We start from the raw sequence: 24776 nt of genomic DNA, 5'->3' as shown, positions 1-24776 counted from the left end.
AGGATGGCAACGTCTCCGCTACCGGTACCGCCCATGGATCCGATCGCCCTATTGCCGGCCCGCCGCAGCGGCGCCGCCAAGCGTACCGTGATCTGCGCTCGGCTGCGCCAGTGCCGCCCAGCCGGCGGTGGCGCCTGCGCGCAGGCGGCTGAACTGGCATGATCGGCGGCGATCGTCCCCGCCTGGAACCGCCCGTGCCGTCCATCTGGCTTGCCTCGCTGCTGCGCCCCGCGCCCGACTCAGCGGTGGCCGATACGCTGCGCCGGGGAAAGTCCCCCTGGGGCGAGGCAATCCACCTGCTGTGGTCAGTGTGGATCTTCCTGACGCCCTTGCTTGGCCATGGCTTCACCCTGCGCTGGCTGCTGCTGACGCTGGCCAGCTACCCGGTGTTCCTGCTGCTGTACGCCAAGGTGATGGTGGCGCCGCGCCATCACGCCCCGCGCTATGCCCTGGGCCTGATCGCGATGTCGCTGGTGCTGCTGCCCTGGTACCCGTCCGGGCTGACCTACTTCGTGTTCGGCTGCGTGCTGCTGCGGGTGAGCGGTCGCGGAGGGTGGTGGCAGTATCTGCTGCAGCTCACTGGCCTGAACCTCCTGTTCTGCAGCCTCGCCCTGCTGTTCCAGTACCCGTGGCAGAGCCTGGTCTGGATCCCCGCCGTGTCCTATATCGTCGGCCTGGTCGTGAACGTGGAGGCACTCAACCAGCAGAAGGATGCGGCACTGCAGCTGTCGCAGGACGAGGTGCGGCGGCTGGCGGCCACTGCCGAGCGCGAACGCATCGGCCGCGACCTGCATGACCTGCTCGGTCACACCCTGTCGCTGATCACGTTGAAGCTGGAGCTGGCGCGCAAGCTGCACGACCGCGGCGACGGGCGCGCGCGGCTGGAGATCGGCGAGGCCGAGGCCATCGCCCGCGAAGCGCTGGCACAGGTCCGCAGCGCGGTCACCGGCATCCGCGCCAGTGACCTGGCCGGTGAGCTGGCGTCGGCGCGGCTGCTGCTGGAGTGCCAGCAGGTCCACCTTCAATACGCACCCCCACCGGCGATGCCGGTGGATGTCGAACGTGGGCTGGCGCTGGTGCTGCGCGAGGCCGCGACCAATATCGTGCGCCACGCACAGGCGACGCAGGCACGGGTGGAGTTCATGCTGGAGGGACGCATGCTGGCGATGCAGATCCGCGACGATGGTCGTGGCGGCGTGCAGGCCGAGGGCAATGGGTTGTGCGGCATGCGCGAACGCGTGGCCGCCCTGGGTGGGAGCCTGCAGGTGCAGTCCGCAAGGGGCGAGGGTACGGTGCTGACCGTGCGCGTGCCACTGGCCGCCGCGACCACACCGCTGCCGCCAAGCGTGCCGCCGTCGCTGGTGCAGGACGGTGCCGCATGATCCGCATCCTGCTGGCCGAAGACCAGGCGATGGTACGCGGCGCACTGTCGGCACTGCTGGGCCTGGAAGCGGATATCGAAGTGCTGGGCAGCGCCGCCGACGGCGAAACCGCGTGGCGCATGCTGCAGCAGCTGCAGCCGGACATCCTGGTGACCGACATCGAGATGCCGGGCTTGTCCGGGTTGGAGCTTGCACAGCGCATCGCGCGTCACGAGCTGCCGATCAAGGTGGTGATCGTGACCACCTTTGCCCGCGCCGGTTTCCTGCGCCGTGCGTTGGAAGCGGGCGTGCTGGGCTATCTGCTGAAGGATGCACCGGCCGAGAACCTGGCCGAGGCACTGCGCAAGGTGAAGCAGGGCATCCGCGCGATCGACTCGCAGCTGGCACTGGATGCGTGGTCGCAGGCCGATCCGCTGACCGACCGCGAGCGTCGCGTGCTGCGGCTGGCGGGCGAGGGCCGCACCGCCAGCGAGATCGCCGAACAGCTGGGGTTGTCGCACGGCACAGTGCGCAACTATCTGTCCGAGTGCATCGGCAAGCTGGGCGTGGCCAATCGCATTGAGGCGTACCGGCTGGCGCGGCAGAAGGGGTGGTTGTAGGGGCGGCCTGCCTTTCCTGGTGATGTCGTTTCCGCGACCGCGGGTGGGTGTCACTTTCTTTGCGCGCAAAGAAAGTAACCAAAGAAACGCTCCGCCGGCCGCGAGCCGGCGCGCTTCGCACGCCGGTGCCCTGCGCTCCTCGGTCCGTCGAGGGACGGTGCGGGAACTCGCTGCGCTCAGACACCCGCACCTCTTCGCCCTCGCCGGACCTGCGGTGCTCGGCTCGCTCAAGGCGGACTTGAAGGTCAAGATCAACAGCAAGAGCATCCACGCATGGCGTGGATCTACTGGGTGCAGCTGTCGCTCTTGATGTTGGGTCCGCCTTGAGCGAGCCGAGCATCGCAGGGGAATCAGGGGCGAAGAGGCGCCGGTGTTTGAGCGTAGCGAGTTCGGCGCCGTCCCCTGATTCACCGAGAAGCACAGGGCACCGGTGCGCAGCACCGGCTCGCGCTCTGGCGGCGCGTTTCTTTTGGTTACTTTTCCTTTCGCGCGAAAAGAAAAGTGACACCCCCCGCGGTCGCGGAAACGATCCGCCGGGAACTCCCGGCGAACCCGATCATCACTCCTTCCCGCGCGCCATCGCCTGGAACACCCCGTCCCGCCGCACCCACAGGTGGAACAACGCCGCACCCACATGCATCAGCACCGTAGCGAACAGCACATACGCCAACAGGCTGTGCGCATTGCGCAAGGCGGCATACAACGCCGGGGTGTGCGGCACGATCGGCGGCAGGTGCAGCCCTCCCCACAACACGATCGGGTATCCGCCGGCCGACAGCATCGCCCAGCCGATCAACGGCATCGCCAGCATCAGCGCGTACAGCATCCAGTGCGAGGCCTTGGCCGCTACCCCCTGCCAGACCGGCAGGTCGGCAGGCAGCGCCGGTGGGCGATGGCGCAGCCGGTTGTACAGGCGCAGCAGCGCCAGCAACAGGATCGCGATGCCCAGTGGGCGGTGCAGGTCGATCAGCGCGGGACGCAGGTGCAGCGAGGCGACCATGGTCACGCCGATGAACAGCATGGCGACGATCATCAGCGCCATGGACCAGTGCAGCACCCGCGCCAGCAGGTTGAAGTGGCCGTTGCCGGTGCTCATCGTGCGGCCTCCTTCGGTTGTTCGACGTTGCCGCTGGCGCGCTCGCGTTCACGGCGGTTGAAGGACTGCGAGTACACCGCAGAGCGGGCCGCCAGGATCGGATCATTACTGCCGCGCATCCCACTGGGCAGGATCAGCGGATCGAAGTTGATCTGGCCGCAGGCGCCTTCTTCCTGCGACTGCATGCGGTCCAGGCTGAGTACGCCCGCCACTACCTGGTCACGCGACTCGGGCCACGGTACCGACGGATCATCGATGGCATCGCCGGGCTCGGCGGTGGTCACGACCAGGTTCCAGCGTACCGGGCCGCGGGCCAGGCGCTGCTGCAGTTCCTGGCTGAGGAAATCGACGCTGGCCTGCTTGCGCGCTTCCGCATCCATCTCCACCACCGGCGCCAGCGGCTGCCAGCGCCAGCGCACCGCACGCTTCTGGCCCTGCGCATTGGTGAACCAGAAACTGTTGACGCTGTTGAAAGTGGTGTCGGCCCAGCTGCTGGTCCATGGCGCTGTCTTCGCCCACTGCTGGAACGCCTGCGCACTGGGGTATTTCGCCAGCACTGCCGCCATCTTCTGCGGGTCCGGCTTGCCGGTGGCCGGGTCGGGAATCGAGGCGCGGGTCTGCTCGTAGAACGCCTCGGCCGTGGGTACCGCAAAGAACGGGAAGCTGTTCATCGCCATGCGCCATTCCTGGCCATCATCGCTGACCATCTGCACCGCCAGGCTGCGCACGCGTGCGGTGTTGTCGGCGCCGTAGGGGTCGCCGCCACCGATCGACAGGCGGCCCATCACCGGCACACGCGTCTGCGAGAACACCCGGGCACTGGACAGGGTAGGGGCCTGTGCGCTGGGTTCGAACCAGCCGCTTACGCAGACGCCCTTGCTGTGTGCACGGCGGAAGCCCGGATGGGCCGGGCCGGTGGCCTCGATGGTGTCGGTGAAGCGCTGCGCGGTGAGGCGGTCGCCCATCCAGCCGGCCAGCCAGGCGAAGGCCAGCGCCACGGTACCCAGGATGAGCGCGATCAGCGCGATCCAGAGCAGGGGGGAATGCTTGCGCGGTGCGCCCGGCGTCTGGCCGGCACGGGTGTAGCCAAAGAGCGACATGGTCGGAGTCCTGCCTTCACGGAGCGTGTGGGTGGTCGACCCACACATCCTCGCAGAACCCTTCCAGGCCCGGTATTCAAATTTTCGTCAAGTTTGCCGGGGACGGCGTGCCGACCAAGGCCGGCACCCACCCGATCAGCTGTAACGCGCCTTCAACATCGCCCACGCCGAGCGCAGCGCCAGCGCTTCGCCACCGGCCGGACGGCCCGGGCGTTCACCGTCGTTCCAGGCGTACACGTCCAGGTGCGCCCAGCGCTGGCCGTCTTCGAGGAAGCGCTCCAGGTACAGCGCGGCGGTCACCGAGCCGGCCATGCGCGAACCGGCATTGGCCAGGTCGGCAATGCCGCTGCTCAGATAGCGCAGGTAGGGCCGCCACAGCGGCATGCGCCAGACCGGGTCACGGGTTGCGTCGCCGGCCTGCAGCCACTGCTGTGCCACCGTGTCGTCGTTGCTGAAGAGCGCCGGCAGATCCGGACCCAGCGCGATGCGTGCGGCACCGGTAAGAGTGGCGAAATCCAGCACAAGGTCCGGCTTCTGCTCACCGGCGAAGGTCAGCGCATCGCACAGGATCACGCGGCCTTCGGCATCGGTGTTGTCGATCTCCACGCTCAGGCCCTTGCGGGTGGCGATCACTTCGCCCGGGCGGAACGCATCCGGACCGATCGCATTTTCCACCGCCGGCACCAGCAGCGTCAGGCGCACCGGCAGTCCGCGCGCCATCACCAGGCCGGCCAGGGCCAGCGCATGCGCGGCGCCACCCATGTCCTTCTTCATGTTGCGCATGCCGTCAGCCGGCTTGATGTCCAGGCCGCCGGTATCAAAGCACACGCCCTTGCCGACCAGCACCAGTGCCGGGTCGGTTTCCTTGCCCCAGCGCAGCACCACCAGGCGCGGCGCACGGTGCGAAGCGCGGCCCACGGCGTGGATGGCCGGGAAGTTCTGCTTCAGCAGTTCATCGCCGGTGATCGCCTCGACCTGCGCACCATGTGCATCGGCCAGTGCACGCGCGGCGTCTTCCAGCTGCTGCGGCCCCATGTCTTCGGTCGGGGTGTTGACCCAGTCGCGCACGCGCAGGCTGGCGGCGATCAGGTCGGCCACTTCGCCGGACGGTGAGGCCACCAGCTGCGCCGGGGCGCGGTTGCGCTTGCGGTAACGGTCGAAGCGGTAGCTGCCCAAGCCCCAGCCCAGCTGCAGCAGCGCCTGTTCGGCGGCAGGCAGTTCATTGGCCAGCTGCCAGACACTGCCTTCCGGCAGCGCGTGCGGCGCATGCGCATAGCTGTAGGCATCGGCGCGATCACCGACACCGATCACCGCGCCGGCCAGGCCCTCACTGCCGGGCAGCAGGGCCACGCCGTGCGCACCGGCAGTGAAACCCTGCGAGGCCAGCCAGGCCTGGGTGGCGGCCGGTTGGCCGTCCTTCCAGGCGGCGAACTGCTCGCGGTCCAGCACGTACAGCGGCAGCGCCGCGGTGGTGTCGGCGGTGAAACCAGTGATCTCGCTCATGCGTCAGGTACTCCGGGATGCGGCGGCGTCGAGGTTGGCGTCCAACCAGTCGGCCAGGCCGGTGAGGGTGTCGAACTGCAGGTCCGGCTGCAGTTTCGGATGGGTCCAGGTGGCTGCTTCGCGGTTGATCCAGCACCCGCGCAGGCCGGCGGCGATCGCCCCGGCCACGTCCATTTCGGCGTGGTCGCCGACATGCAGTACCTGTGCCGGCGCCACACCCAGTCGGGTGCAGGCGGCGTGGAAAATGCTTGCCTCCGGCTTGGCCGCGCCGTGTTCGCGCGCGCCCAGCTGGAAGGCGAAATGATGCGCCAGGCCGATCCGCTCCAGATCGGCGTTGCCGTTGCTCAGCGCTGCCACCGGCACCCGCGCGGCAATCCGCGCCAGCGCATCGATCGCATCGGGATAGCACTCGACCTGATTGCGCGCGGCGTAGAACGCTTCGTACGCTGGCTCCAGCAGATCGAGGCTGGCGCCACTGGCGTGCAGCGCTTCGTGAAGGGTCAGCCGACGCAGCGCGCTCAGGTCGTGGTGGAGGTGCGGATGGGCGTGGTACAGGCGCTCGCGCAGTTCGCGCATCGCCGCTACCGGATACATCGCGGCGGTGGCGGGGCTGTGTTCACGCATCCACTCGTGCAGGACCAGGTCGATGCGGGCGCCGATCGGAGCGAACGGCCACAGCGTGTCGTCAAGGTCGAGGGTGATGGCTTGGACGGGGAAATTCACCCCGCCATTCTACGCCTGCCCGCGCGGGCTTTCATTCCAGCAGCCGTGCCCAGCCCTGCATGCCGTCCAGCCGTGCCAGCACCAGCTTGATGCAGACCAGCAGCGGCACCGCCAGCAGCAGGCCGATCATGCCCCAGGCCCAGCCGAACACCATCAGCGCCAGGATCAGCACCAGCGGCGACAGCTTCATGCGCCGGCCCAGCACGATCGGGGTCACCATCTGCCCTTCCAGAGTGTGCAGGGCCAGGTACGCGGCCGCCGGCAGCAGCGCCTGCAGCGGGTCGCGGAATTCCACGAAGCCCATCAGCAGCATCAGTGCCACGCCGATCAGCGGGCCGACGTACGGGGCAAAATTCAGCAGCGCGGCCACCGTGCCCCACAGCAGCGCCTCCTGCAGGCCGATGCCGAGCAGCATCAGCACGCCTGCGAACACCAGCCCGACCAGGGTGTTGATCACGCTGATGGTCAGCACGTAGCGCGAGACCTCGCGCTCGATCGACCGCAGGATGTCGGCGGTGAAGCGCTGCTGCTGGCGGTTCGGGAACAGCGCGATTGCCGCGCGCTGCAGGCTCTGCCCATAGATCATGAAGAACAGGGTCAGCAGCACCACGGCCAGCACCGAGGCGGCTAGCCGTGGCGCGCGGGTCAGCATGCGGTACGGGTCGTCGAGCTGGGTGCGGATCACCTGCACCTTGTGGTTGCTGTCGCCGCCGGCGACGCGCGCGAAGTTCTCCGCCGCCTGGTTGGCCTGCTGCACCGGCTTGGTCAGGTCCTGCACCTGGCGGGCGACCTTGCGCAGCTGCTGCGGGGCTTCCTGCGCCCATTCCATCGCCGGGCCGATCAATTGCACCGCCAGCGAACCGGTCACGCCCAGGCCGGCGCCGAGAATCAGCAGCGCGCCCAGCGCGCGCGGAATCCACAGTTTCTGCAGCAGCCGCAGGATCGGGTTGCCGACCAGTGCGAAGAACATCGCCAGCAGCACCGGCAGGATGATGTCCTGCGCAGCCCACAGCGTGTAGCCCACCGCCAGGGTCGCCAGCACCACCAGCGACATCGGCCCGCGTGGGCGAGACGGAGGCGGCAGCGGTGCCTCCGGGTCCTGCGGATCGGCTGGTGACAGGGACAGGGAGGACTCGCTCATCGACGCATCAGCCGGAAAGGGGAGCGCATTATCCGCCGGCCGCGATCGGCGCGGCGGATTCCATGGATCAACGTTCGGACAGTTCGGTGGCGGCTTCGGCCGGGCGCGGTTCGCGCGGCTCCGGTTCTGCGGCGGGCCGTGGCGCCGGCGCTGGGGCGGGCCGTGCGGTTGATGCCGATGCGGCCGCCTGTGCCTGTTCGCTGGCGTTGTCGGCTTCTTCGGCCGCATCGTCGGCGGTAGCCGCAGCCTGCGCCGCCATCGCCGTGGCGAACGCTGCCTGCGCACTGGCGAACAGGTTCGACACTGAACCCACCATCTGCAGCCAGCGCGCACCGTTGACCTTGCCCGGCATTTCCAGCTTGCCGGCAATGAAGCCACCGGCCAGGCCCACTACCACGATGCGTAGTGGCGACCAGCCCTGGCGCCAGACCTGGCTGAGCGTGGACCAGTGGTCCTGGGTCTCGACCAGACGCACGGTCACCACCTGTTCGCAGCGCTTCACCCGCCGCTGCAGCGCACCGAACTTCATGGCTTGCCCTCTGGCAGCTGCACATCGGCATCGGGGTCGTCTTCGCTGGGCTCGTCGAACAGGCCCAGGCGGGACAGCTGGCGCCGGGTGGCGTGCATGCCGGTGTGGTGGAAGAAGTAGGACACCCGCCAGATCGCATAACCGGTGACGGCCAGGCTCAGCAGCGAGGTGATCAGCAGGGCCTGCAGCCAGCTCAGGCCCCAGCTTTGCAGCAGGGCGATGAGGGTGGCGGCCATCAGCAGCCAGGCCGACGCACCGAACACGATCGCTACCCCGGCCCAGGCCAGTGCACGGCCGAATGCGCTGCGAGCCAGCGCGAAGTCGGCCGAGGCCAGCCGGCGCAGCGAACGCAGCGAGTGCTTGGCCGAATCGGCAGCGGCACGACCGGCCGCGCCGACCTGGCGGATGCTCTCATCCAGCGGCGGGGTGGCCGCCGGATCAGGGGCTTGCGCGTTGTCTTCGCTCACGCCGCGGCTTACTTGTCGCTGCTGCCGCGGGCCAGCTTGGCGATGATCCAGCCGGCAGCGAAGGCCACGCCGAACGAGGCCAGCGGACGTTCGCGGATCAGCTCGGCGGCGCTGTCGATCAGGTCCTTGCCCTTGTCCATCAGTGCATCGACCTGTTCCTTGGCAGCGGCCCCGCCGAACTCGGCGGCGGCCAGGCCGGACAGCGCGCTGTCGGACAGTTCAGCCTTGACGTTGGCCTTGCCGATCCGCAGTTCGTCGGTCGCGGCACCGGTTGCGCCCTTGATCGCACCGCCGGCGGCCGTGGCGGCCTGCTTCAGATGGGAACCGGCTTCACCCAGGTGTTCCTTCAGGTTCTCGGTATTGGTGGGGCTCATCGAATCACTCCTGTTGCGATGGGGGAACGGGCGTCGGCGGTGCCGACCTGGACTGACAGCAATAGCATTGCCGGGGTATAGGGGGTGTTACGGCAGGGCGATCAGCGCATCACGAGCTGGCCCTGCTGCTGGCCATTGTTGCGCAGCACGCGCACCACCAGGGTCGGCGGGCGTTGCTGGAAATTGGCACGCCAGCTGGCCAGGTCGGCGAATTCACCCACGGTGGCGTCGGTGATGATGTCGCCCTGCTGCAGGCCGTTGCTGGCCGCGCGGCTGCCGCGCTTGACCTCGCTGACCAGCACGCCGCCGACCCCCGACTGCCGCAGCGACTCGGGCAGGTCGACGAAGGTGGCGCCGGTCAGCCGCGGGTCCAGGCTCTCGCCGGTGACCGCACGTGCCTGTTCCTTCAGCGTTGCCTTGATCTGCACGGGCTTGCCTTCGCGGCGGACGTCCAGCGTCATCGGGCTGCCGACGGCGGCCAGGCCTTCCACGTTGTGCAGGGCTTCGGCGCTGTCCACGCGTTGGCCGTTGGCCGAGACCACCACGTCGCCCGGCTTCAGCCCGGCTGCGGCAGCGGCCGAGCCGGCCAGCACGCGGGTGATCAGCGCACCACGTGTTTCGGCCAGGCCCAGTCCCTGCGCAATCTGCGCGGTCAGGTTCTGGCTTTCCACCCCCAGCGTGCCGCGCACCACCACGCCGTGCTTGACCAGCTGGTCGACCACGCTGCGCGCCAGGTTCGATGGAATCGCCAGGCCCAGGCCGATGTTGCCGGCCATGCTGCCCTGCGGGTTGAAGCTGGCGGTATTGATGCCGACCAGCTGCCCCTGCAGGTCGACCAGTGCACCACCGGAATTGCCGGGATTGATCGACGCATCGGTCTGGATGAAGTTCTGGTAGCCCAGCCCGCGGATGCCGCTGCGGCCCACCGCCGAGACGATGCCGGACGTGACCGTCTGGCTGAAGCCGAACGGGTTGCCGATGGCCACGACGAAGTCGCCGACCCGCAGCTGGTCGCTGTTGCCCAGCTTGATGTCGGTGAGGTTCTGCGCCGGAATGCGGATCAGGGCGATGTCGGTATCGCGGTCCGAACCCAGGAACTGGGCCTTGACCGTGCGCCCGTCGGCCAGTGTCACCTGCACGTCATCGGCGTTCTCGATGACATGGTGGTTGGTCAGTACCAGGCCTTCCTTGGCGTCGATGATCACGCCGGAGCCGAGCGATTCGTTGATGCGTTCCTGCGGGATGTCCGGGAACAGGCGGCGGAAGAACGGGTCGTTGAAGAAGGGATTGCGTACGCGAACTACCTGCTTGGTGTTGACGCTGACCACCGCCGGCATCGCCTTCTCCAGCATCGGTGCCAGTGACGGTACCGCCTGTCCGGCCACCGAGGCCGGCAACGCTGCGGTGGTCGGCAGGACCGCCGGCAGCGGCGCGGCGTCGGCACGGTTGTCCAGGTGGGCATTGATGCCGGTGGCAACGAAGCCACCGAAGGCGGCGGCGATTGCGAGCGTGAGCAGGGTGGGAAGCGGTCGCATGGGAGTCGGTTCGCTGGCGTGGGTGGGGGCTGTTCGGGCCTACGGTAAAACAAGGCTGAATGAGTGTGTCGCGATCTGGATAAATGCGCCATGAAAACGGGGGCCTCGAAGGAGGAGCGCGGGGGCCAAAAACGCGGCTGTGGCGACACCCGGGCAGGTGATGGGTGCGCCACTCAAGGCCAACGCGCGCCGCACTGGCACAGGCGGATGCTTGCGCAGTTCCGCGCAGGCGGGTGCCGCAATGCGCCACGACGGATGCCGGACGCTGCATCCGTGCACGTGCGCGCGACGACGGCCAGACAATGCTGGGTTCGCGTGGCGCAGCACTGAAAAAAAGGGGTTTGCTGCGAACCGCAGGTGGCAACTAGGGCTGCTGCGTACACCATCGGCGTCGCAACAGATGCGATTGCTGGCACATGCCCCGTTCCACGATCGTCAATGTCGGTATAGCATCGCCCCGTTTTGATACTTAAGGCCCGCAGGAGGGCAACATGAGCAACGGTAATGGTGTGTCGGTCGTGACCGACGCTGTCGAGAACGTGAAAGAAACCGCCACCAACGTCGGCGAGACCATCGCCCACGCCGCCGAAGACGCAGTGAAGTCGGTCAAGAAGACCGTCAAGCGCGCCAGCAAGGCTGCCGGTACCCGCGTTGCCAAGGCCAAGAAGGCCGTGGCCAAGGTCGAGAAGACCGTTGCCAAGAAGGCCGAGAAGGCTGCCAAGTCGGTCGGCAAGACGGTTGCCAACGCCAAGAAGAAGCTGGAAGCGGCCAAGAAGAATGCCAAGGCCGAAGCTGCTGCCCTGAAGAAGGAAGTGGCGAAGAAGAAGGCGGCTGCGGGCAAGGCCGTGACCAAGAAGGCCGCCGCTGCCAAGAAGACCGCCAAGGCCGCCACCAAGGCTGCCGGCAAGAAGGTCGCCACCGTGAAGAAGGCCGCCACCAAGAAGGCTGCTGTCGCGAAGAAGACCGTTGCCAAGAAGACCACGGCCGCCAAGAAGGTGGTTGGCAAGAAGGTCGCCACCGCCAAGAAGGCTGTGGCCAAGAAGACCGTCGCCGCCAAGAAGGTTGCCGGCAAGAAGGCAGTGGCTGCGAAGAAGGTTGTCGGCAAGAAGGTTGCCGCCACCAGGAAGGTCGCCACCAAGAAGACCGCCGCCGCCAAGAAGGTTGTCGGCAAGAAGGCTGCCGTCGCCAAGAAGGCCGTTGCCAGGAAGACCACTGCTGCCAAGAAGGCTGTCGGCAAGAAGGTCGCTTCGACCAAGAAGGTCGTCGCCAAGAAGGCTGCACCGCTGAAGAAGGTCGCCGCCAAGAAGGCTCCGGCCAAGAAGGCTGTTGCCAGGAAGGCCCCGGCCAAGGCCGTGCGCAAGGTCGCCAAGCGCAAGTAATCGCGCCGTGACCGAAGGCCCTGCCGCCCACCGGGTGGTGGGGCCTTTCGCGTTTTCGGGGCGCGGTCTGGGGCAAGATGCAGATTCTTCCCGCCGGAGCCCCAGCATGCGCGGTATCGATTTCAGTTCCTGGCAGGGCGTGCTGTCCACGTTGGCCGGCCTGGTCCTGATCACCCTGCTGGGCGTGGGCATCCGCCTGCTGGTGATGCAGACCCTGCAGCAGCGTCGCGAGCGCGAGAACCGGCAGATCAACGAGCGGCTGCGCACACTGATGGCGGCCTACAAGACCCTGGGCGGTTCATTCACTGGTGAACTGGGCGTGGATCCCAGCCATCGCCGTGATCTGCGCCAGCGCGAAGCGGCCGAAGGCATCGCCGAACCGCGTTCAGATCGAACGCGCCGCATCCGCGATGCGGTCGAGGCCGCGCTCTCGGACATCCTGTTGCTGGGCACCGACGAACAGGTGCGGCTGGCCGCGCGCGCTGCCAACGAACTGGCACAGGGGCGACCGGTGCATACCCACGAACTGGTGGTCTCGCTGCGCGACTTCGTGCGCGAAGCGCTGGACCTGGCGCCGATTCCTCCCGACCTGCGGATTCCGCCGCAGGGGCCGACCCGCCCCGCTGCCAGTGGTGGCGGCAAGGGGCGCAACGATGGCGATGCCAAGGGCGGCCGTGCGGGTGGTGGCGGAGGTGGGGGCGGCGGAATGGGCACTGGCATGGGCGGCATGGGCCTCGGTGCCGGCGCCGCACTGGGCGCCGGCCATGCCGCTGCCAGCGATGAAACGGACGCGCGCTGAGCACGTCCGCCGGGTTCAGCGGGTCAGCTCGTAGATCGGCACGAAGCCGCCGTAGATCATCCGCGCACCGTCAAACGGCATCGGATTCTTCGTTGGATCAAACCGCGGGTCTTCCATCATCTTCTTCATACCGGCGTCGCGGGTCGATTTGTCGGGCCATTCGATCCAGGAAAACACCACCGTCTCGTCCGGCGTGGCTTTCACCGCGCCGAAGAAATCGGTGGTCTTGCCGTGCGGCACGTCATCGCCCCAGCACTCCACCACGCGCAGTGCGCCGTACTCGATGAAGACCGGATCTCCTGTGCGTGCATGGGCGAGGAACTTCTCCTTGTTGGCGGTGGGAACCGCCAGGACGAAACCATCGATGTAGCTCATTGCCAGCCTCCGGATGGACCGTGCCACATGCACGGCCTTCAAATACACGACGAACCAGCGCGGCGGGGATCGACATCCCGCGTACGCCTGTTCAGCCTGGGCCACCCGGGAGCGGGGCCAGCGCCGTATCCGGTGGCTGCTGGCCGGCCAGGTGGCGCACGAAGTAGTCCCACATGCGGTGCGTATAGGTGGCGTCGTTGCGGAACAGTTCGTGGTCCTGTCGAGCCAGGTACAGCAGGTCGTAGCTACGCTGGGCCTTGTTCAGGGCCGCGGCCAGCTGCAGGGTCAGCGCGGGTGGCGCGTTCTCGTCCAGTTCGCCATAGACCAGCAGCAGATGCCCGCGCAGGTTGCCGGCCAGCGCCGCATTGTCGAGACCGGCAAAGGGGGCCGGCACGCCATCGGCCATGGCTGTGGCTGGCACCACGCCACCGAACAGCCGGTCCATGCCGTGCAGGGCGCCGCCGTACATGCCCTGGAAATTGTGGCTGCCGGCCGAGGCCACGGCCACCCTGTAGAACGCGGGGTAGCGCAGCAGGGCACGCGCCGCGCTGTAGCCGCCGAACGAATGCCCATAGATGCCGACCCGCTGCAGATCGATACCCTGGTAGCGTTCGCCCAGCTGGCGCAGTGCGGCCACATGGTCATCGAGCTGTACATCGGCGCCGTGCAGGAAGCTGCTGTCATGGAATGCCTTGTCGCGGCCGCCGGTGCCGCGGGCATCGATGCTGACCACCACGAAGCCGAGCTCGGCGAGGCTGGCGCGGGATACCGGGTTCTGCGCCGAGACCGCTTCGGCATAGGTGACCGGCGCATTGCTGATGAAAGCACCGCCGTACATCGCGTCGATCACCGGGAAGCTGCCGTCATCGCGATAGTCGCGGGGCAGGTAGATGGTGGCGAAGATCGGCGTGCGCCCGTCGGCGGCCAGCAGCCACGTTGAGCTGCAGGCGGGTATCACTGGACTCCTCCAGCACGGTGCGCAGCGCACCGCTGCCGGCGTCGATCTCTACCAGGCGCAGGCGCCGTGGCATGCCGAAGTGCGCCATCGCGGCGTACAACCGGCCACCCTCCCAGCCCAGGATGCCCGCCTCGCTCAGGATGTTCCAGCCCTCGGGCAGGGTGATGTCCTGCTGCCGGCCGCTGCGTATATCGACGATGTACAGGCTGTCGCGCACCTGCTGTGCATCGCCCAGTACCCCCAGCTTCACGGTGTGCACGCGTGGGCGCGCGCTGTTGGCCGGCGTGCTTTCCAGATAGGGGTAGTCCTGCAGCGCACGCTCGTCGTAGCGGATGCCGGCCACGTAGCGGCCATCCGGTGACCAGCCGACCGCAAACGGCCGCACCGGCATCCGGCCCTGGCGGCGCGGAATGCCGCGGAGGGTGAAGTCCGGCAGTACGCCATAACCATGACCGGGTTCGCCGCCGGTGGTCAGTGCCCGTGCCGCCGTTCCGGGCGACTGCAGCCACAGATTGTGGTCGCGCACCTGCAGCCAGGCATCGCCAGCGGGCGAAAGCAACGCATCTGCCGGCGGCATCGCATCCTGCGACGGCGCGCATTGCCAGCGCGGCCACCGGCAATCGATCGGCGCCTCGCCGCTGAATCGCAGGCGCAGGCCATCGTCGGTTGCCTGCACGCTGGCCAGTCGCAGGCGTGGCCCGCTGGCACCGAAGGGCGCCACCGCGCTGTCCAGTGCGGCGGGCTCGAACAGGACCTCGCCAGTTGCCTGTAGCGGGTCGACCAGTACCGCCTGGCGTCGACCGCGTGCATCCTCGCGCTCATACCAGAAGCGGCCATCGGCCAGCCAGTTCGGCACGACCGAGGCATTGCGCAATGCACCGCGCAGGTGGCTGTCGTGCACGCGCTCGGCGCGCTGGTAATCAGAAGGCTGCAGTGGCTGAGCCGATACAGTGGAACACCCGTCGATGAAGGCGAGGACGACAGCGCAGAGCGGGAACCGCAGCGGGGCAGGCACGTGCAAGGCAACCTCCTGTTGCAAGGGTCAGCGGAACTCGAATGCACGCGCGCCGCGCGCGTATGCCAGATACAGCCTGAATCAAGCCAAAAAATTCAGCAATGCGAAGGCTGCTGTTTTCAGGGAGCGTTGTGGCGAATAACGGAGAATTTACATTCCCGATGCGATGGCGCCCTGGCGCTGCTGCACACCATAAGAAAGTAAAGGTGTACCCCCATGAAGAATTCGCTGATTGCTCTGGCCCTGGCCGCTGCCCTGCCGTTCACCGCCTCGGCTGCTGAAAACCTGTCCTACAACTACGCCGAAGCCGACTACGCCAAGACCGACAACGACGCGTTCAAGTCCGACGGTTGGGGTGTGAAGGGTTCGTACGGCTTCCTGCCGAACTTCCACGCTTTCGGTGAGTACAGCCGTCAGGAATTCGACCACACCAACGTCAAGCTGGACCAGTGGAAGATCGGTGCCGGCTACAACGTTGAAATCGCTCCGAGCACCGACTTCGTTGCCCGCGTTGCCTACCAGAAGCTCGACCCGAAGCATGGCCTGGACTTCAACGGCTACAGCGCTGAAGCCGGTATCCGCACTGCCTTCGGCGCCCACGCCGAGGTCTACGGCATGGTTGGCTACGAAGACTACGCCAAGAAGCACGGCGTGAATCCGGAAGGCCAGTGGTACGGCCGCCTGGGTGGCCAGGTCAAGCTGAACCAGAACTGGGGCCTGAACGGCGAACTGAAGATGAACCGCGACGGCGACAAGGAATACACCGTCGGCCCGCGCTTCAGCTGGTAACTGCTGTTCCGGCGCGCCTGCGCGCTGGAGGCGTCTCGACAGGCCCGGCTCTTGCCGGGCCTGTTGCGTTTGTGGCGGCGCGAAACAAAATGCCGTCTGACTGGTGGCGCACGCGGGCCGAGCATTGCAAGGAATTGGATTCCGCCGCTGCGGGCACCGGCCTACGGTGGATGTTCCATGTTGCCTGGACAGGCCGCGATGCCACCGACACTCCCGCCCCTGCGGCCTGATCGGCCACGACGCCTGGCGCTGCTGGATCCGCACCCGGTACTGCGGTTGGGCGTGGAAGTTCTGCTCCGCCAACACAGTGGTGTGCAGGTGCGCGTGAGCCTGTCCAACGAGGCGCACCTGCTGCAGCTGCTGGAGCGCAGCCCGAGGTGTGTCGACCTGCTGCTGATCGATGCGCTGCCGATGGGCGACCTGGGCGATGGATTGGCCCTGCTGCGCGTGCTGTCGCAGCGCTGGCCGGCGCTGCCGGTGCTGGTGCTCTCGGCGCACTGCAACGCCAGTACGGTGACCACCGCGATGCGAGCCGGCGCGCGCGGCTTCCTGTCAAAGTCGATGCCACCGGAGACGTTGCTGCGCGCCATTGACGTGGTCGCTCGCGGAGGGCGCTTCGTGCCACCGGAACTACGCGAGGAGCTGAAGCTGCCACGCACACGCCGGGTATCTGCACCGGTGCTGACGCCGCTGAGCCAGCGCGAGCGTGAAGTGCTCGGGTTGGTGCTGAAGGGCGTCAGCACCAGTGAAATGGCCCTGCGCTCAGGGCGCTCGGCCAGCACCATCAGCTCGCAGAAAACCTCGGCCTACCGCAAGCTCGGCATCCGCGGGGATGGTGACCTGTTCCGCTTCCGCCACCTGCTCGAATGCGGCTGAGCGGCCTTACTCGCCCTGGTACTGCTTCTCTTCCACCAGCGCCGAACCGGCCACGCGGTTGATCTCGTTCTTCACCTGCACGCGCTCGCCATTGGTGCCATAGACACCGCGTGCCAGCTGGATGAACGCATCGTCGAACACCTGGGCCGCTTCCTTGTCGCGCAGCTGGTCCTGGATGTCCCACATGCGTTCGTTGATCGCCTTCAGCTGCTGCTTCAGCGCGTCCAATGCCGGCTGCGCCTGCAGCTGCTGCTGCAGCAAGGGCAACAGGCCATCCAGTTCGGTGCGCACGTTGGCCAGCTTGGCAGCATCATCGATGCGCTCGGCCTTGATCTCGAGAATGGTGATCTTGTCGATCAGCTCGCCGATCGATACCGGGGTCAGGATGGCGTCCACGTGGTTGGTTCCTGGAAACAAGGCGTCATGATACCGCGCGGCTGGCACGTAGCCTCCATCCACGGGATTTACGCCGAATTTGCGCGGCAGGCCGGGCAGCGCCCTCGATCCGTTACGGCGGCGCCCCCGACACTGCCGTCCCGGCGGCGCGACCGCCTTCGACGAGGAACACAGTGCAGTGAACAGCAAGGAGACGATGGCGGCGCTGGTGGCCGCCCTGGCAGGGCTGCTCGGGATCGGCAGCGCGCAGGCACAGGTGCAGGCCAGTGGCAGTGCTGCACTGACCAGCGACTACGTGTGGCGTGGCAGCTCGCAGAGCGATGGCGACCCGGCGGTGCAGGCCGGCGCGAAGGTCTCGATCCCGTCGGGATGGTACGCCAGCGTGTGGGGTTCGAACGTTTCGTTCAAACCGGACAATGGCGCGCGCAGCGAGTTCGACCTGGTGGCCGGCTGGTCCGGCGCACTGGCGCCGGCCTGGAACCTGGATGCGAACCTGACCCGCTACGTGTACCCGGGCACCGGCCGCACGCTGGACTGGACCGAACTCAACACCACGTTGACCTGGAAGCAGCGTGCCTGGCTGCAGGTCGCCCATTCCAGCGATGCACTGGCCGGTGGCCATCGCGGCACCTATGCCCAGCTGGGTGTGCTTGTGCCGCTGCACGAACGCGTCCGCCTGGAAGCGGCGGTGGGCCAGTACTGGCTGGCCACCGCGCAGGGCCCGGACTACCTGCATGGCCAGCTCAGTGCCATTGCCACGCTGGCCCCGGCATGGGAGCTGCGTGCCACCGTGCACGACACCGACAGTGCGGCCAAGCGCCTGTTCCCGGGCAATGCCGGGGGGCGTTGGGAGCTGGCGCTACAGGGCAACTTCTAGCTGGCCACCGAGGCCTGGCGCGCGCGCAGCGCGCCGGGCAGCCACAGCAGCAGGGCCAGCACGGCCACGGCGGCACCGGCCACGCAGACGCCGGTCCAGCCGAAGCGCTGGTAGACCTGTGCAGACAGCAGCGAGCCCAGCGAGCCGCCGATGAAATAGCCGGTCATGTAGCCGGCATTGAGGCGGTTGCGTGCCGCAGGCTGCAGCGCATAGATCAGGTTCTGGTTGCTGACATGCAGCAGCTGCGCGGCCAGGTCCAGCACCACCACGCCCACCAGCAGCGCCAGCAGCGAGTGGGCCGACAGCCCCAGTGGCAGCCACGACAGCAGCAACAGCGCCAGTGCAATGGCGGTGGCACGTCCGGTCTGGCCACGGTCGGACATGCGACCAGCCAGACCCGCCGCCAGCGTCCCGGCCGCACCGACCAGCCCGAACAGGCCGATGGTGGCGTCGCTGTAGGCGTACGGCGGTTGTGCCAGCAGGAATGCGAGCGGGGTCCAGAAGATCGCGAACATGGCGAAGCTGCAGGCGCCCAGCAGCGTGCGCTGGCGCAGCACCGGTTCCCGCACGAACAGCTCGCCGATGGAGCGCAGCAATGCGAAATAGCCAAGGCCGGCGCTGTGGTGGAATCGCGGCAGGCCGCGCTGCAATGCCAGTGCGGTCAGCACCAGGGTGGCAGCGGCGATCGCGTACACCAGGCGCCAGTCGCCCAGGCTGGAAAGCAGGCCGGCCACGGTGCGCGCCAGCAGGATGCCCAGCAGCAGGCCACTCATCAATGTTCCGACCACGCGGCCACGATGTTCCTGCGCGGCCAGCGTGGCGGCGAACGGCACCAGCACCTGGGCCACCACCGAAAACAGGCCGGTGATCGCGGTGCCCACCAGCAACCAGGTCAGCGACGGTGCGCAGGCACTGATCACCAGTCCGCCCGCCGACAGCAGGCTCATCACCACGATCAGGCGGCGGCGTTCGAACAGGTCACCCAGCGGCACCAGCAGGATCAAGCCGGCGGCATAGCTCAGCTGCGCGGCGGTAACCACCATGCCGACCTGGCCGAACGGCACGCCGAAGGCGTCGGCGATGGTGTGCAGCAGCGGTTGCGCGTAGTAGTTGCTGGCCACGGCCACGCCGGTGGCGACCGACATCAGCAGCACCTGCCAACGGTGCAGAGGGGGAAGGGACGGGCTCACGCGATGTTCCAGGAAGCGGGGGGCACAGTGTCCGCCTGCTGCGAGCATGATGGAAATGAATCATCATCATCCATGCCATCTGAAAACAAGATAGTTGTATGAATCTCAAGCAGCTCGAGTTCGCCGTGGCGCTGGCCGAGGAGGGCAATTTCACCCGTGCCGCCGAGCGCTGCCACGTGGTGCAGTCCGCGCTCAGCCACCAGGTCGCCCACTTGGAACAGGAACTGGGTGCCACGCTGTTCGAGCGCCTGCCGCGCCAGGTGCGGGCCACCGCCGCCGGCGAGGCGTTGCTGGTGCACGCACGCCAGGTGCTGGCCAGCCTGCGCCACCTGCGCGCCGACGTGGCCGCCGTCAGTGGCGAAGTGCGTGGGTTGCTGGCCATCGGGCAGATTTCCTCGCTGACCGGAATCGACGTTGTTGCGATGCTGGCGGCCTTCCAGCGCGTGCACCCGCAGGTGGAGTTCCAGTTGCGCGTGGACAAGAGCGAGGACCTGATCGCGCAGGTACAGTCGCGCGCGCTGGATGTGGCACTGGTCGGCCTGGCGCCTTCGGCAGCGCTGGACGGTGTCTGCCATCAGGTGCTGCAGGAGGAGGATCTGGTGGCGGTACTGGCGCCATCGCACCGGCTGGCCGGGCGCAAGCGGCTGCCATTGGCCGCACTGCAGGATGAAGCACTGGTCGACTTCCCGCGCGGCACCGGCGCACGCCGGCAGACCGATGATGCTTTTGCCGCAGCCGGACTGCCGCACACGGTCCGTTTCGAGGTCAACCTGATGGAACTGGTCGAGCGCTTCGTCCGCCATGGGTTGGCGGTCGGCATCGTGCCGGCATTGATCGCCGATGGGTTTCAGGGCGTGGTGCAGATTCCGCTGCAGCCGACCCCGACCCGGCGCGTGCACCTGGTCTGGCAGCGCCTGCCGACACCAGCGGCGCGGGCGTTCGTCGACGCCGTGCTCAACCGCGCAGGCGCAGGCTCAGGCCCTTGAGGAAGTTGCGCAGCATCTGGTCCAGGCAACGCCGGTAGTTGGCGTGCCCGGGTTGGCGGAACAGCGCGCCCACTTCCGACTTGGAGACATTGAAACCTGCGCTGGCAAAGATCTCCATCAGGTCCACGTCGCGCAGCTGGAACGCCACGCGCAGCTTCTTCAGCACCAGGTTGTTGTCGATGCGGGTTTCCACTGCGCGCTGCGGCTGGCTCTCGTCGCGGCCACGCAGGTGCACGATCAGGCCGTCGAGGAAGTGCGCCAGCGCGCTGTCGTTCATCGCCTCGAAACCGGCTTCGTCCTCGCGGCGCAGCCAGGCCTTCACCTGCCCGGTATCCACGGCAAAGGCCGGGTCGGCCATCTGGCACAGGGCGACCACGTGCTGGTCACCCAGGTCCAGGGAGTAGCGCACGCTGCGCAGGACATCATTGTTGATCATGGCCCAATTGTACCGGCCCCTGGCGTGTCACCGGAGTGTCATCGAACTGCAGCATCGTGAGCACTCGTTCGCTGGGACCCTTGCATGCGCCGGTATCTGTTTTCCGCACTACTGCTCGCCGGCAGCTTCGCTGCCTTCGCCCAGGACCGCTTCGTACCCGTCGAGCGGCGCCTCAGTGCATCCCAACTGGCCGAGGTCGGGCTCAGTCCAGCGCAGTTGCAGGCGTTGAACCGGGTACTGCGCGAGGCAGAGAGCACGACCGCTGCGTCGACGGCAGCGGTGGCCCCGGTCGCTGCGCCGCTGCCTGCCAATGTGCCGGCACCGGCAGCAATGCATCTGGGCCTGGATGACGAACCGGTCAGTGCCCGTGTAGTCGGAGAGGTCGCAGGCTGGCAGCCCGGCACGCTGTTCACCCTTGATAACGGCCAGCAATGGCAGGTGATGAAGGGACAGATGAAGCTGCGCAAGGTGTTGCAGTCGCCGCAGATCGCCGTTGTTCCAGGAATTGCCGGGCGCTGGTTCCTGCAGGTCGACGAAGACCTGCCCAAGGCCAGAGTGTTTCGCGTGCGTTGAGCCGGGGGGACGGCTGGACGGCGGGCAACTCAGGACGGGCCGGGAATGCCAGAATGGGCGTCCGGTTTTTCCCCCCTGGAGTTGCCTGATGACCCGCACTGTCCTGATTACCGGCGCCACGTCCGGCTTCGGCGCCGCCGCCGTCCACCGCTTCGCCCAGGCCGGCTGGAAAGTGATCGCCACGGGCCGCCGCAGCGAACGCCTGCAGCCGCTGGTCGAGCGCTACGGCAAGGACGTGGTGCACGCCGCCGCCTTCGACATCCGCGATGCGGTGGCGATGGAGGCGGCCCTGCTGGCGCTGCCGCCGGCCTTTGGCGAGATCGACCTGCTGGTCAACAACGCTGGCCTGGCGCAGGGCACCGCGCCGGCACAGAGCGCCACGCTGTCGGACTGGACCACGATGATCGACACCAACATCACCGCGCTGGTGACCCTGACCCACCGGCTGCTGCCGCAGCTGGTGGAGCGCAAGGGCGCGATCATCAACATCTCGTCGGTGGCCGGCGTCTACCCGTACCCGGGTGGCAACGCCTACGGTGGCACCAAGGCCTTCGTCAGCCAGTTCTCGCTGGGCCTGCGTTCGGACCTGCACGGCACCGGCGTGCGCGTGACCACGATCGAGCCGGGCATGGCCGAAACCGAATTCACCGTGGTACGTACCCATGGCGACCAGAACGCCTCGGACAAGCTCTACAGCGGCGCCAACCCGATGACCGCCGAAGACATCGCCGAGCAGATCTTCTGGGTGGCCAGCCTGCCGCCGCACCTGAACATCAACCGGCTGGAGCTGATGCCGGTCAGCCAGTCGTTTGCCGGATTCCAGGTCGCCCGCGAGGGCTGACCTGCTTCGCGGGTCCTGTAGAGCCGAGCCTATGCTCGGCTTCGTCTGGATTCAGCCGAGCATGGCTCGGCTCTACAGAAACGAAAAAGCCGGGCACTGCCCGGCTTTTTCATTCACATCGGCAGGCTTACTGCGCCTTGATCGCCATCGCCTGCAGGCCGGTGCCATCCAGCTTCTGCTTGGCTTCGGACAACTCGCCGGCACTGCCGTACGGGCCCATGCGCACGCGGTACACGGTCTTGCCGTTGATCTGCGCCGACTCCACGCGTGCCGCCAGGCCCATCATGGCCAGCTTGGCCTTGGTGGCTTCGGCGTCACCGGAAGCCCCAAAGGCTCCTGCCTGCAGGATGTAGCGGGCGTTGTCGGCGGCCGCCGGTGCAGCCGCGGATGCCGGCGGTGCCGATGCGGCGGGCGCGCTTTCCGCGCGCGGCGCCGGAGTGGCGGCCGCCGTGCTGGCCGACGGGGTTGCCGCGGCCGGGCGCTCGCTCAGCGGTGCCGGCAACGGACGGTTGGTCGCGGTTACCGGCGCGGTGCTTGCGACGCTGGCCGTTGCGGTCGGTGCCGGCGTGGCCGTACTGGCCGGCGGTACCGGCTTGCCCTCCAGCGCGGCCTGCGCGCGCGACGCTTCGGCCTTGGCCCGGCGCTGATCCTCGGCGCGCGCGCTGGCGGCCAGTTCGGCGTCGGACATTTCCACTTCCTTGCCCGGCAGCAGGGTGTAGAAGTCGTACTGCGTCGCGGCGGGCTTCTCCGGTTCGGCCGGCTTCGACGTGGCCGGCTGCGCGGCCGGCTGGCTGCCGACATCGCTGTCGGCATCAGCGACCGGGGCCGGCTGCGCGTTCGGGTTCGGCTGCGGACCGGCACGCAGGAAGCCATCGCCTTCGCCCTTGAACAGGTTCGGCGCCGCCAGGAACACCACGGCGGCGATCGCCACACCGGCCACCAGCCACACCCATCCGGGGGTGCCCTGGCTGCTGCTGTTGCGTCGTGCCTGGGTTTTGCCGCGTCGTGCTGCCATGTGTACTGCGTCTCCTGATGCTTACATTTTTTCCGGGGCACTCACGCCCAGGAGTTCGAGGCCGTTGGCCAGCACCTGGCGCGCCGCGCAGGCCAGGGTCAGCTTGGCGTTGCGATCGGTGGCGTCGTCCACCAGCACCGGCGTCCCGTGATACCACGTGTGGAAGGCATGCGCCAATTCACGCAGGTACTGCGCCACCAGGTGCGGCTCCAGCGCCACGCCGGCCGCTTCCACCACTTCCGGATACCGCGAGATCTCGTTCATCAGCCCCAGCGAGGCATCGTCGGCCAGGCGGCCCAGATTGGCCAGGCCATTGCCCTGCTCGTACACAAGGCCCTTTTCCTGGGCCTGGCGCAGCAGGCTGCAGACGCGGGCGTGCGCGTACTGCACGTAGAACACCGGATTGTCGTTGCTCTGCTGGCGGGCCAGGTCGATGTCGAAGGTCAGCTGCGAATCGGGCTTGCGCGCGATCAGGAACCAGCGGGTCGCATCGCGGCCGGCCTCCTCGATCAGGTCGCGCAGGGTGAAATAGCTGCCGGCACGCTTGGACAGCTTCACTTCCTCGCCGCCGCGCATGACGGTGACCATCTGGTGCAGCACGTATTCCGGCCAGCCCTGCGGGATGCCCACTTCCAGCGCCTGCAGGCCGGCGCGTACGCGCGCCAGCGAGCCGTGGTGATCGGCACCCAGTTCGGTGATCGCGCGCTCGTAGCCGCGCTGCCACTTGGACAGGTGGTAGGCCACGTCCGGTACGAAGTAGGTGAAGGTGCCGTCGGACTTGCGCATCACGCGGTCCTTGTCGTCACCGAAATCGGTGCTGCGCAGCCACAACGCGCCGCCTTCCTCGTAGGTGTGCCCGGAGGCCTGCAGCTTGGCCACGGCCTCGGCGACCTTGCCATCGGCGTACAGCGAGCTTTCCAGGAAGTAGATGTCGAAGTCGACGCCGAAGGCGGCCAGGTCCAGGTTCTGCTCGTTGCGCAGGTAGGCCACGGCGAAGCGACGGATCGCCTGCATGTCGTCCGGGTCCTTGGCGCCGACCACCAGCGTGCCTTCCAGGTCAACGCTGGCGCCGGCCATGTAGGCGCGGGCAACATCGGCGATGTACTCACCGCGGTAGCCGCCTTCCGGCCAGCCTTCCTGGTCCGGCGCAATGCCCTTCACGCGGGCCTGCACCGACAGCGCCAGGTTCTCGATCTGTACGCCGGCGTCGTTGTAGTAGAACTCGCGCTTGGCGTTCCAGCCGTTGGCGTCGAGCACGCGGGCCACGCAGTCGCCGATCGCCGCCGCGCGGCCATGGCCGACATGCAGCGGGCCGGTCGGGTTGGCCGACACGTACTCTACGCCCACCGTGCGGCCATTGCCGGACAGGTTGCGGCCGTAGTCGTGGGCTTCCTTGATGACCGACGCGGCTTCGCGCTGGTATGCAGCCGGAGCCAGGTGGAAGTTGATGAAGCCGGGGCCGGCGATCTCGACCTTGCTGACGTCCTCGCTGCGCGGAAGCGCCTCGACCAGCGCCTGAGCCAGTGCGCGCGGATTGCTGCGCGCGGCCTTGGCCAGCAGCATCGCGGCGTTGGTGGCGAAGTCGCCATGGTCACGGGTCTTCGGGCGCTCGACCACGAAGTCCGGCGGCAGGGAGTCGGCGGGCAGGGTGCCATTGGCGCGCAAGGCTTCGATGCCTTGGCTGATCAGGGCGCGGAGGAGATTTTTCACGAGGCCTGCTGTGAGAATGAGCGGCGGAATCGCCCATTTTAGCGCAGATACCCGCGCCCACGCTGACCAGAACATGCCTGTGGGGGGGATCTGCCCGGCCCTGGTCAGGCCC

26 protein-coding genes and 1 pseudogene are annotated in these 24776 nt (G+C 67.6%); 11 read left to right on the top strand and 16 right to left on the bottom strand.

Annotation, left to right across the window (positions count from 1 at the left end; translation table 11 throughout):
* The first annotated feature begins 33 nt into the window (after positions 1-33).
* The 3 genes from AC5P74_RS18845 to AC5P74_RS18835 are packed head-to-tail and all read left to right on the top strand — an operon-like array spanning position 34 to position 1981.
* Positions 34-162 carry a hypothetical protein gene (locus tag AC5P74_RS18845; RefSeq protein ID WP_257244013.1) on the top strand — a complete coding sequence of 43 codons (129 nt, stop codon included), beginning with the start codon at positions 34-36 and terminating at the stop codon, positions 160-162.
* Entirely contained in the window at positions 159-1382 is a 1224-nt protein-coding gene (locus AC5P74_RS18840) for a sensor histidine kinase (protein ID WP_206619909.1), read from the top strand. Before AC5P74_RS18845 ends, AC5P74_RS18840 begins: the two co-directional genes overlap by 4 nt.
* A complete protein-coding gene (locus AC5P74_RS18835) occupies positions 1379-1981 on the top strand; it encodes a response regulator transcription factor (RefSeq protein ID WP_171958078.1) in 603 nt (200 codons plus the stop codon). Before AC5P74_RS18840 ends, AC5P74_RS18835 begins: the two co-directional genes overlap by 4 nt.
* 559 nt (positions 1982-2540) lie before the next feature.
* Here AC5P74_RS18835 and AC5P74_RS18830 read toward each other — a convergent pair.
* The 9 genes from AC5P74_RS18830 to AC5P74_RS18790 form a co-directional block, all read right to left on the bottom strand.
* Positions 2541-3077 carry a cytochrome b gene (locus tag AC5P74_RS18830; protein WP_005420561.1) on the bottom strand — a complete coding sequence of 179 codons (537 nt, stop codon included), beginning with the start codon at positions 3075-3077 and terminating at the stop codon, positions 2541-2543.
* On the bottom strand, positions 3074-4177 hold the full coding sequence (locus AC5P74_RS18825; RefSeq protein WP_346607464.1) for a catalase family peroxidase: 1104 nt from the start codon (positions 4175-4177) through the stop codon (positions 3074-3076). The genes AC5P74_RS18830 and AC5P74_RS18825 overlap by 4 nt, the downstream gene beginning before the upstream one ends.
* Before the next feature lie 135 nt (positions 4178-4312).
* On the bottom strand, positions 4313-5680 hold the full coding sequence (locus AC5P74_RS18820; RefSeq protein ID WP_346607465.1) for a leucyl aminopeptidase family protein: 1368 nt from the start codon (positions 5678-5680) through the stop codon (positions 4313-4315).
* A 3-nt stretch (positions 5681-5683) separates the two neighbouring features.
* A complete protein-coding gene (locus AC5P74_RS18815) occupies positions 5684-6403 on the bottom strand; it encodes an HAD family hydrolase (protein WP_053499497.1) in 720 nt (239 codons plus the stop codon).
* Positions 6404-6434: 31 nt separating this feature from the next.
* On the bottom strand, positions 6435-7544 hold the full coding sequence (locus AC5P74_RS18810) for an AI-2E family transporter (protein ID WP_005420552.1): 1110 nt from the start codon (positions 7542-7544) through the stop codon (positions 6435-6437).
* Positions 7545-7611: 67 nt separating this feature from the next.
* On the bottom strand, positions 7612-8073 hold the full coding sequence (locus tag AC5P74_RS18805) for a hypothetical protein (RefSeq protein ID WP_053499495.1): 462 nt from the start codon (positions 8071-8073) through the stop codon (positions 7612-7614).
* Positions 8070-8540, bottom strand: coding sequence for a phage holin family protein (locus AC5P74_RS18800; RefSeq protein WP_004153834.1), 471 nt, complete (start codon positions 8538-8540; stop codon positions 8070-8072). Before AC5P74_RS18800 ends, AC5P74_RS18805 begins: the two co-directional genes overlap by 4 nt.
* 8 nt (positions 8541-8548) lie before the next feature.
* The gene (locus tag AC5P74_RS18795) at positions 8549-8914 is read right to left on the bottom strand and encodes a hypothetical protein (protein ID WP_004153835.1); all 366 of its coding nucleotides are present in this window, start codon (positions 8912-8914) and stop codon (positions 8549-8551) included.
* Positions 8915-9015: 101 nt separating this feature from the next.
* Positions 9016-10449 (bottom strand): Do family serine endopeptidase, encoded by a 1434-nt coding sequence (locus AC5P74_RS18790; protein ID WP_005420544.1) that lies wholly within the window; start codon positions 10447-10449, stop codon positions 9016-9018.
* Positions 10450-10940: 491 nt separating this feature from the next.
* Here AC5P74_RS18790 and AC5P74_RS18785 point away from each other — a divergent pair, with 491 nt between their 5' ends.
* Both AC5P74_RS18785 and AC5P74_RS18780 read left to right on the top strand, forming a co-directional pair.
* Complete coding sequence (locus AC5P74_RS18785) at positions 10941-11828, top strand: hypothetical protein (protein ID WP_053499493.1); 888 nt, start codon at positions 10941-10943, stop codon at positions 11826-11828.
* A 106-nt stretch (positions 11829-11934) separates the two neighbouring features.
* Positions 11935-12627 (top strand): hypothetical protein, encoded by a 693-nt coding sequence (locus tag AC5P74_RS18780; RefSeq protein ID WP_346607466.1) that lies wholly within the window; start codon positions 11935-11937, stop codon positions 12625-12627.
* Positions 12628-12642: 15 nt separating this feature from the next.
* Here AC5P74_RS18780 and AC5P74_RS18775 read toward each other — a convergent pair whose 3' ends face one another.
* Positions 12643-13002, bottom strand: coding sequence for a DUF1428 domain-containing protein (locus AC5P74_RS18775; RefSeq protein WP_005420538.1), 360 nt, complete (start codon positions 13000-13002; stop codon positions 12643-12645).
* A 91-nt stretch (positions 13003-13093) separates the two neighbouring features.
* Positions 13094-14981: pseudogene (locus tag AC5P74_RS18770) on the bottom strand (S9 family peptidase).
* A 210-nt stretch (positions 14982-15191) separates the two neighbouring features.
* Here AC5P74_RS18770 and AC5P74_RS18765 point away from each other — a divergent pair.
* Together AC5P74_RS18765 and AC5P74_RS18760 are read left to right on the top strand one after the other, a co-directional pair.
* Positions 15192-15764 (top strand): OmpO family porin, encoded by a 573-nt coding sequence (locus AC5P74_RS18765; RefSeq protein WP_171958086.1) that lies wholly within the window; start codon positions 15192-15194, stop codon positions 15762-15764.
* A gap of 198 nt (positions 15765-15962) precedes the next feature.
* Positions 15963-16640: a response regulator transcription factor gene (locus AC5P74_RS18760; RefSeq protein WP_032954668.1), complete on the top strand. Its 678-nt coding sequence runs from the start codon at positions 15963-15965 to the stop codon at positions 16638-16640.
* A gap of 6 nt (positions 16641-16646) precedes the next feature.
* Here AC5P74_RS18760 and AC5P74_RS18755 read toward each other — a convergent pair whose 3' ends face one another.
* Complete coding sequence (locus AC5P74_RS18755) at positions 16647-17036, bottom strand: DUF6165 family protein (protein ID WP_049414316.1); 390 nt, start codon at positions 17034-17036, stop codon at positions 16647-16649.
* Positions 17037-17214: 178 nt separating this feature from the next.
* Here AC5P74_RS18755 and AC5P74_RS18750 point away from each other — a divergent pair, with 178 nt between their 5' ends.
* Complete coding sequence (locus AC5P74_RS18750) at positions 17215-17913, top strand: TorF family putative porin (protein ID WP_206619913.1); 699 nt, start codon at positions 17215-17217, stop codon at positions 17911-17913.
* Here the strand turns inward: AC5P74_RS18750 and AC5P74_RS18745 are convergent.
* Positions 17910-19058, bottom strand: a complete 1149-nt coding sequence (locus AC5P74_RS18745) for an MFS transporter (protein WP_346607471.1) — start codon at positions 19056-19058, stop codon at positions 17910-17912. The two genes, AC5P74_RS18750 and AC5P74_RS18745, sit on opposite strands and share 4 nt — an antisense overlap.
* Positions 19059-19201: 143 nt before the next feature.
* Here AC5P74_RS18745 and AC5P74_RS18740 point away from each other — a divergent pair, with 143 nt between their 5' ends.
* Positions 19202-20089 (top strand): LysR family transcriptional regulator, encoded by an 888-nt coding sequence (locus AC5P74_RS18740; RefSeq protein WP_206619915.1) that lies wholly within the window; start codon positions 19202-19204, stop codon positions 20087-20089.
* Here the strand turns inward: AC5P74_RS18740 and AC5P74_RS18735 are convergent.
* The gene (locus AC5P74_RS18735) at positions 20058-20525 is read right to left on the bottom strand and encodes a YehS family protein (RefSeq protein WP_005420526.1); all 468 of its coding nucleotides are present in this window, start codon (positions 20523-20525) and stop codon (positions 20058-20060) included. The genes AC5P74_RS18740 and AC5P74_RS18735 overlap by 32 nt on opposite strands.
* Before the next feature lie 84 nt (positions 20526-20609).
* On the opposite strand from AC5P74_RS18735, the gene AC5P74_RS18730 reads away from it, so the two are divergent.
* Both AC5P74_RS18730 and AC5P74_RS18725 read left to right on the top strand, forming a co-directional pair.
* Positions 20610-21098 (top strand): hypothetical protein, encoded by a 489-nt coding sequence (locus AC5P74_RS18730; protein WP_005420525.1) that lies wholly within the window; start codon positions 20610-20612, stop codon positions 21096-21098.
* Between the two features lie 88 nt (positions 21099-21186).
* Entirely contained in the window at positions 21187-21939 is a 753-nt protein-coding gene (locus tag AC5P74_RS18725; RefSeq protein WP_005420523.1) for an SDR family NAD(P)-dependent oxidoreductase, read from the top strand.
* A gap of 127 nt (positions 21940-22066) precedes the next feature.
* Here AC5P74_RS18725 and AC5P74_RS18720 read toward each other — a convergent pair whose 3' ends face one another.
* Both AC5P74_RS18720 and argS read right to left on the bottom strand, forming a co-directional pair.
* A complete protein-coding gene (locus AC5P74_RS18720; RefSeq protein WP_053499477.1) occupies positions 22067-22954 on the bottom strand; it encodes an SPOR domain-containing protein in 888 nt (295 codons plus the stop codon).
* A gap of 21 nt (positions 22955-22975) precedes the next feature.
* Complete coding sequence (gene argS / locus AC5P74_RS18715; RefSeq protein ID WP_005420518.1) at positions 22976-24664, bottom strand: arginine--tRNA ligase; 1689 nt, start codon at positions 24662-24664, stop codon at positions 22976-22978.
* Positions 24665-24776: the final 112 nt, after the last annotated feature.

The organism is Stenotrophomonas sp. YJH_SMC_94-11 (assembly GCF_059370435.1).
The sequence above is the reverse complement of the archived record's forward strand: the minus strand, read 5'-3'. Positions and strand labels throughout refer to the sequence as shown.

Coding starts and splice junctions, on each gene's coding strand:
- AC5P74_RS18845 (WP_257244013.1), top strand. CDS start 34: ATGGATCCGATCGCCCTATTGCCGGCCCGCCGCAGCGGCGCCGCCAAG.
- AC5P74_RS18840 (WP_206619909.1), top strand. CDS start 159: ATGATCGGCGGCGATCGTCCCCGCCTGGAACCGCCCGTGCCGTCCATC.
- AC5P74_RS18835 (WP_171958078.1), top strand. CDS start 1,379: ATGATCCGCATCCTGCTGGCCGAAGACCAGGCGATGGTACGCGGCGCA.
- AC5P74_RS18830 (WP_005420561.1), bottom strand. CDS start 3,077: ATGAGCACCGGCAACGGCCACTTCAACCTGCTGGCGCGGGTGCTGCAC.
- AC5P74_RS18825 (WP_346607464.1), bottom strand. CDS start 4,177: ATGTCGCTCTTTGGCTACACCCGTGCCGGCCAGACGCCGGGCGCACCG.
- AC5P74_RS18820 (WP_346607465.1), bottom strand. CDS start 5,680: ATGAGCGAGATCACTGGTTTCACCGCCGACACCACCGCGGCGCTGCCG.
- AC5P74_RS18810 (WP_005420552.1), bottom strand. CDS start 7,544: ATGAGCGAGTCCTCCCTGTCCCTGTCACCAGCCGATCCGCAGGACCCG.
- AC5P74_RS18805 (WP_053499495.1), bottom strand. CDS start 8,073: ATGAAGTTCGGTGCGCTGCAGCGGCGGGTGAAGCGCTGCGAACAGGTG.
- AC5P74_RS18795 (WP_004153835.1), bottom strand. CDS start 8,914: ATGAGCCCCACCAATACCGAGAACCTGAAGGAACACCTGGGTGAAGCC.
- AC5P74_RS18790 (WP_005420544.1), bottom strand. CDS start 10,449: ATGCGACCGCTTCCCACCCTGCTCACGCTCGCAATCGCCGCCGCCTTC.
- AC5P74_RS18785 (WP_053499493.1), top strand. CDS start 10,941: ATGAGCAACGGTAATGGTGTGTCGGTCGTGACCGACGCTGTCGAGAAC.
- AC5P74_RS18780 (WP_346607466.1), top strand. CDS start 11,935: ATGCGCGGTATCGATTTCAGTTCCTGGCAGGGCGTGCTGTCCACGTTG.
- AC5P74_RS18775 (WP_005420538.1), bottom strand. CDS start 13,002: ATGAGCTACATCGATGGTTTCGTCCTGGCGGTTCCCACCGCCAACAAG.
- AC5P74_RS18765 (WP_171958086.1), top strand. CDS start 15,192: ATGAAGAATTCGCTGATTGCTCTGGCCCTGGCCGCTGCCCTGCCGTTC.
- AC5P74_RS18760 (WP_032954668.1), top strand. CDS start 15,963: ATGCCACCGACACTCCCGCCCCTGCGGCCTGATCGGCCACGACGCCTG.
- AC5P74_RS18745 (WP_346607471.1), bottom strand. CDS start 19,058: ATGTCGGTCGCCACCGGCGTGGCCGTGGCCAGCAACTACTACGCGCAA.
- AC5P74_RS18740 (WP_206619915.1), top strand. CDS start 19,202: ATGAATCTCAAGCAGCTCGAGTTCGCCGTGGCGCTGGCCGAGGAGGGC.
- AC5P74_RS18735 (WP_005420526.1), bottom strand. CDS start 20,525: ATGATCAACAATGATGTCCTGCGCAGCGTGCGCTACTCCCTGGACCTG.
- AC5P74_RS18730 (WP_005420525.1), top strand. CDS start 20,610: ATGCGCCGGTATCTGTTTTCCGCACTACTGCTCGCCGGCAGCTTCGCT.
- AC5P74_RS18725 (WP_005420523.1), top strand. CDS start 21,187: ATGACCCGCACTGTCCTGATTACCGGCGCCACGTCCGGCTTCGGCGCC.
- AC5P74_RS18720 (WP_053499477.1), bottom strand. CDS start 22,954: ATGGCAGCACGACGCGGCAAAACCCAGGCACGACGCAACAGCAGCAGC.